5 protein-coding genes are annotated in these 5,703 nt (G+C 52.3%); all 5 read right to left on the bottom strand.

Annotated elements, in window-relative coordinates; translation table 11 throughout:
• The coding region (locus tag RTY00_RS18450) for a biotin/lipoyl-binding protein (RefSeq protein WP_312665403.1) at positions 1-533 on the bottom strand (533 nt) is incomplete at its 3' end.
• 148 nt (positions 534-681) lie between these two features.
• Entirely contained in the window at positions 682-1,212 is a 531-nt protein-coding gene (gene mprA / locus RTY00_RS18455; RefSeq protein WP_008101638.1) for a transcriptional repressor MprA, read from the bottom strand.
• Between the two features lie 707 nt (positions 1,213-1,919).
• Positions 1,920-2,915, bottom strand: coding sequence for a glycine betaine/L-proline ABC transporter substrate-binding protein ProX (proX, locus tag RTY00_RS18460; RefSeq protein ID WP_312665404.1), 996 nt, complete (start codon positions 2,913-2,915; stop codon positions 1,920-1,922).
• Positions 2,916-2,978: 63 nt separating this feature from the next.
• On the bottom strand, positions 2,979-4,151 hold the full coding sequence (proW, locus tag RTY00_RS18465) for a glycine betaine/L-proline ABC transporter permease ProW (RefSeq protein WP_312665405.1): 1,173 nt from the start codon (positions 4,149-4,151) through the stop codon (positions 2,979-2,981).
• A gap of 2 nt (positions 4,152-4,153) precedes the next feature.
• The gene (gene proV, locus RTY00_RS18470) at positions 4,154-5,344 is read right to left on the bottom strand and encodes a glycine betaine/L-proline ABC transporter ATP-binding protein ProV (RefSeq protein ID WP_008101632.1); all 1,191 of its coding nucleotides are present in this window, start codon (positions 5,342-5,344) and stop codon (positions 4,154-4,156) included.
• Between the last annotated feature and the right edge of the window lie 359 nt (positions 5,345-5,703).

Below are 5,703 nucleotides of genomic sequence, written 5' to 3' on the forward strand. Positions count from 1 at the left end.
ACTGCCACATCCAGCTGTGCTTTGGCTGTTGCCACGGCATCACGCGAGTGTTGCAGCTCTTCGCGACCAATCAAATTAGACGCGCCCAGCGGCTCGCGGCGTTTCAGGTCAGCTTCGGCCTGTTCCAGCGCGGTCTGCTGCAACTTGATGGTGGCTTGATACTGCTTGCCATTGATCATCAGCTGGTGGGTTTGACGCACGCTTGTGGCCAACGCGGTCTGCGCTTTCTCAAACGCCTGCTCGGCATCGGTTTTATCCAGCGAGACTAAGACGTCGCCTTTCTTCACCACGTCAGTATTATCAAACCACACTTTGTTTACGCTGCCGGAAACCTGCGCCATCACCTGCACCTGGTTACCTGCCACATAGGCATCATCGGTTTCCTGGAAGTGACGCAGCACCAAATACCAGTAAGCCAAATACGAAACACCAATAATTACAAACACGATAGCCAGCAGGATCAGCACACCTTTGCGCTTCTTCTTTTTATTCGCTGGCTGTTGCGGGCTTTGAGCTTCCGCTGTCGCACTCATGTCGTTCTCCACGTTTTCCATTTAGTCGGGATGTGCTGATCCTTCAACACGGTTGCCCGAGTCGAAAAAGCCAGCGCTTGAGCGCTGGCCGGACAAAAGGGGATTAAAATAGCGATTTCGGAAGGTGATTGTGTCGCACTTCTTGCTATTAGCGCGACAGGGAAGCGATAACCTGATCTTCGTCCATTTTATCGAGACGGTTAAGTAACTTACGGGTAATCGATTCCAGCTGATCCTGCTCGTTAGTGGAGAGCGAAGACCACAAGTATTGCAGGCTCTGATGCTGCGGTGGCAGCAGTTGACGCAGGAACTCATTACCTTTTTCGGTCAAATGCAGATGCAGGCAGCGACGGTCGTTCTCGCTTTCACGGCGTTCGATCCAGCCGCGCTTCTCCAGCTCATCGGCAATACGCGTAGCATTGGTGCGTGAAGAGCCGAGGGCAGAACTCAGTTCTGAAGGCTGAATGCTCTGATTTTCCTGCGCATCAAGGGTAATCAGCGCCATGAATAAGGTCTCGTTAATTCCCTGCGCCTTCAACATTTTGTTGCGATTATCCAGCAGTTTTCCCTGCATATGCATGCACAAGCGGGTCAGAATGATCTCCTGCAGCGGAAAATCTTTATGGCGGTTAGCACGGATGTTTAGCATCTGTTCAATGGGAGTAAACGAACTTTCCATTTTAAAAAAACCTCTTAGTTGCAACTGGTATAGTAATGATGGTGACAGATTAAGCGTAGTCACAATTTCCGCAGGTGATTGTTAGTACGATCACATTGTCAACATCTGACATTCCAGGTTGTTCCTTAACCCAGGGCATTTCGCCCTGACATCCCGCCTGATCATGCAGGCAGCCGATGTCATCAATTGATCCCGGGAAACCTTTTTACTGATAAATAATTTCGCGAGAAAAAATAACTCTGGTGAATAACTGCGCTGCTAACCATAACAAAGCCAATCATCAATGAACAGTATCGCTCAGCGGTTTGGTCTCATCTTTACGATTTCTAAACACTTTTAGCAAGCAGCTTGTCTACTATAATCAAGGTGTTGATTAACATGCTCTTAACAACGCCCGCGCGGATGCGATACCAGCAAAAATGATGGAATTCGATCGCTAAGCGGGAAGCATTCATTGCGCGAGGAGAAGAGAGATAATCATTTGTGGGTAATAGTAACCGAAAAAATTATTTCAATGGTGTGTTAATTAACAGGACGTACCAGTGCGCTATAGCGCACGCTTCGCTTATCGGGGGATGAGAAAGGGTAAGGAAGAATCTTGCCGTAGCGGCGCAATTAATTGCGCAGAGTGGTTTTAGTGCATTTATCGCAAGAAAAACGGCGCGATAAATCGCGCCGCCACAATACCAACGCTAATGTAAATCGCGTTACTTCGCTGCCGCCAGTGCGTCCTGAATCCACTTATCGAATTCCGCCTGGTGACCTTTGATCCAGCCATCAACGTGGCCATTGATATCGGCTTCAGAAGCGTGGCCCGCATGCATCGCCGCATTCTCGGCGTTGATGTCGCCAATTGGCAGCTTCATCTCAGCAAACAGTTTTGCCGCTGCCGGATTTTTCTCGGTCCAGGCTTTGTTGGCTACGATATGCATGGTGTTCACCGGGAAACCGTAGTTAGCACCGTTCGCCAGCTTGGTATCAACTTTGCTTTGCTCGCCTGGCAGTGAAGAGAACGGCACCTGCAGCCATACCACGTCTTTACCCGGCTTCAGTACATCGCTGACCCAATACGGTGTCCAGGTGTAATAGAACACCGGTTTGCCCTGCTTAAAGCGCGTGATGGTATCGGCGATCATCGCCGAGTAGTTGCCCTGATTGTGCTCTACGGTATTGCTCAGCTTGTAGGCATCAATCTGGTGATTAATCACCGCTTCACAGCCCCAGCCTGGCGTACAGCCGGTCAAATCCGCTTTGCCATCGCCATTGGTATCAAACAGTTTGGCGATTTTTGGATCTTTCAGCTGCTCGATATTGGTGATGTGATACTGCTCGGCGGTTTTCTTATCGATCAGGTAACCTTGCGCAGCGCCACCGACGTAAGTGCCCTGACGATAAAACTTCGCATCGCCGCCCGATGCTTTATACATATCGTCGTGCAGCGGTTTCCAGTTAGTGGCAATAAAGGTGGCATCACCGGCTGCGATAGTGGTGTATGCCACGTTGTAATCAATCTCGCTTGGCTTCTCAACGGTATAGCCGAGTTTCTCCAGCGCACGGCTCACCAGCAGCGTCTGGAAGGTCTCTTCAGAAATGGTGCTCTGAGTCGGTTTAACGGTGATGCCTTTACCGGGCAGGTCGGCGGCGGACACGTGCGTCGCGGCGAACGTCGTCAGGACGGCAGCGATGAGAGCTGTCTTGCGCATAGTCATTCCTTATTTTACGTGTTACGTCGGAGACGGGCGGCCGCAGCGGACCGCCCATAGAAATCAGGCTTTTTTACTGAAAGGGCGCATCAGCAGACCGAGCGGGCCAGTGCTGTACCAGTGGCGGCTGCCACGGCTGCGGCTGTCGCGGCCCATCGACTGGGTCAAACGATCGAGAATAATGGCGAGAATCACGATGCCCACGCCGCCGACGGTGGCGAGGCCCATATCCAGGCGACCAATGCCGCGCAGCACCATCTGACCGAGACCGCCAACCGCGATCATCGAGGCGATGACTACCATCGACAGCGCCAGCATCAGCGTCTGGTTAACGCCGGCCATGATGGTCGGCATCGCCAGCGGCAGCTGCACTTTGAATAGCATTTGACGTGGACTGGCACCGAAGGATTCACTCGCTTCAATCAGATCGGCTGGTACCTGCTTAATGCCTAGAATGGTGAGGCGCACAATCGGCGGCAGCGCGAAGATAATGGTCACCACTACACCCGGCACGTTGCCGATACCAAATAGCATCACGATCGGCACCAGATAGACGAAGGCGGGCGTGGTCTGCATCGCATCCAGTAGCGGACGGATAATGCGCGCGGCACGTTCGCTGCGCGCCAGCCAGATGCCGAGCGGCAAGCCGATGATGATGCAGAACAGCAGGGCGGTCAGCACCAGCGCCAGCGTCACCATCGCCTGCGACCAGGCACCAATCGCGCCGATGGCAATCAGCGAGACCAGCGTGGCAATGCCCATCGCCGGGCTGGCAATCTGCCAGGCAATCAGCGCAAACACCACAATTGCCACCGGCGCTGGCATGCCGAGCAGTAACTGCTGGAACGCGCTGAGGATGTAATCCACCGGCACGCGAATCCCCTGAAACACCGGACGGAAATGGCTGACCACCCAATCGATGCCTTCAGTCACCCAGCTATCGAGTGGAATCCAGGTTTTATGGAACGGGTCCATGATGTTGAAATGTTCTGGCGCGGGAGTGGGTGCGCTGCTCAACCAGTCGCTGCTGCTGGCAGCATTGCTGGCGGCATCGTGGCCACCGCTGCTGGCGGCGGAGGGATCGCCCCATGCATCGGCGCTGTTATTATCCGCAGGCGCGGCACCGCCGCTCGCCCAGGGATCGCTGCTGCTGGCAGCGGCGCTGGTATCGGTTGTGGCAGGTTGCTGGGTGGTTTGGCTGGCGCTTTCCCACGGATTCGCTGTTTGTTCACTCATGATTAGGCTCCTTCACGGTCTAAAGCACGCAACAGCATGCTTTTCGAAATGATACCGACGTACTGATTCTCCTCGCTGACCACTGGCACGGCGCAGGGCGCTTGTGCCACATGCGATAGCAGATCATTCAGGGAGGTATCGGCAGGAACCGCTAACGGCGTGTCGAGCAGCGCGCTATCCAGCCCTTCACCGGCCGCCAGCGCGGCTTTCAGTGAATCGGTGGAGACCACACCAACAAACTTCTGTTTCTCCAGCACATAACCATATTCGCGATCTTCATCCTGCAGCAGTTTAATGGCGGAACGCGGACCAAAACCGGCGGCTTTACGGATCAGTGAACCTGCGCTGCGACGCGCAATATCTTTGGCGCTAAACACGTGGCTAATATCGACGCCACGGAAGAAGGTGCGTACATAATCGTTGGCAGGATTATTGAGGATTTCATCCGGCGTGCCGACCTGCACCACTTCGCCGCCCTGCATAATGGCAATACGGTCGCCAATACGCATCGCTTCATCGAGGTCGTGAGAAATAAATACGATGGTACGCTGATGTTTCGCCTGCAGTTTTACCAGTTCATCCTGCATTTCGGTACGAATCAGCGGATCAAGTGCTGAGAAGGCTTCATCCATTAATAAAATATCAGGATTAATCGCCAATGCGCGGGCTAATCCAACGCGTTGACGCATGCCGCCAGAAAGTTCATCGGGATAAGAGTGAGCGTAATTATCCAGGCCAACCTGACGCAATGCTTCCAGCGCTTTTTCCTGACGTTCCGCCAAAGCGACGCCGGCTAATTCCATGCCAAAAGCAGCGTTATTTAGCACCGTCATGTGCGGCATTAATGCGAAGGATTGGAATACCATGCTGATCTTATTTCTGCGTACTTCACGCAGTTCCGATTCCGATATTTTGGCAATATCGACACCGTCTATGATTACCTGGCCGCGAGTGGGCTCGATCAGACGATTGAGAAGGCGAACCATGGTGGACTTACCTGAACCTGAAAGCCCCATGATGACGAAGATCTCGCCTTCTTCAATGGCCAGACTGGCATTTTTGACGCCAACAGAGAGACCGGTTTTTGCCAGAATACTCTCTTTGCTTTCGCCTTTATCGATCAGCTTAAATGCCTTTTCGGGATTATCCCCAAATACCTTATATAAATTCTTTACTTCGAGTTTAATTGCCATGCAGTAATTAATTTCCCGGTTAAATGTTTAACTATTTCTTGTTGTGGTCCTGATTAAATTTAAGCGCCCTATACCCTAGCATAGTGAAATTATCTGACAACCCTGAATGGCGATATTCGGCGGAGCGTGAAGCGGTCAATGGCTAAAATCACCAGTGCTCACAAGGGATGCGCGTGGATTAATTTTTTATGAAGGAGAGTGGGGTTTATCACTATTTCACGGCGAAAATGGTGTCAATGGCGTGAAAAAAGATGTCGTGAGGAAAAATAGAGATGGGTGGTTTAGGGATATTTAAATGTCAATTATGGCGAGGCGAGGGGAATAAATGTGGAATCCAGGTCGCCATAAATGGCGACCCT

This window comes from Pantoea sp. CTOTU49201, assembly GCF_032054795.1.
GTDB classification, from domain to species: Bacteria; Pseudomonadota; Gammaproteobacteria; order Enterobacterales; family Enterobacteriaceae; genus Pantoea; species Pantoea symbiotica.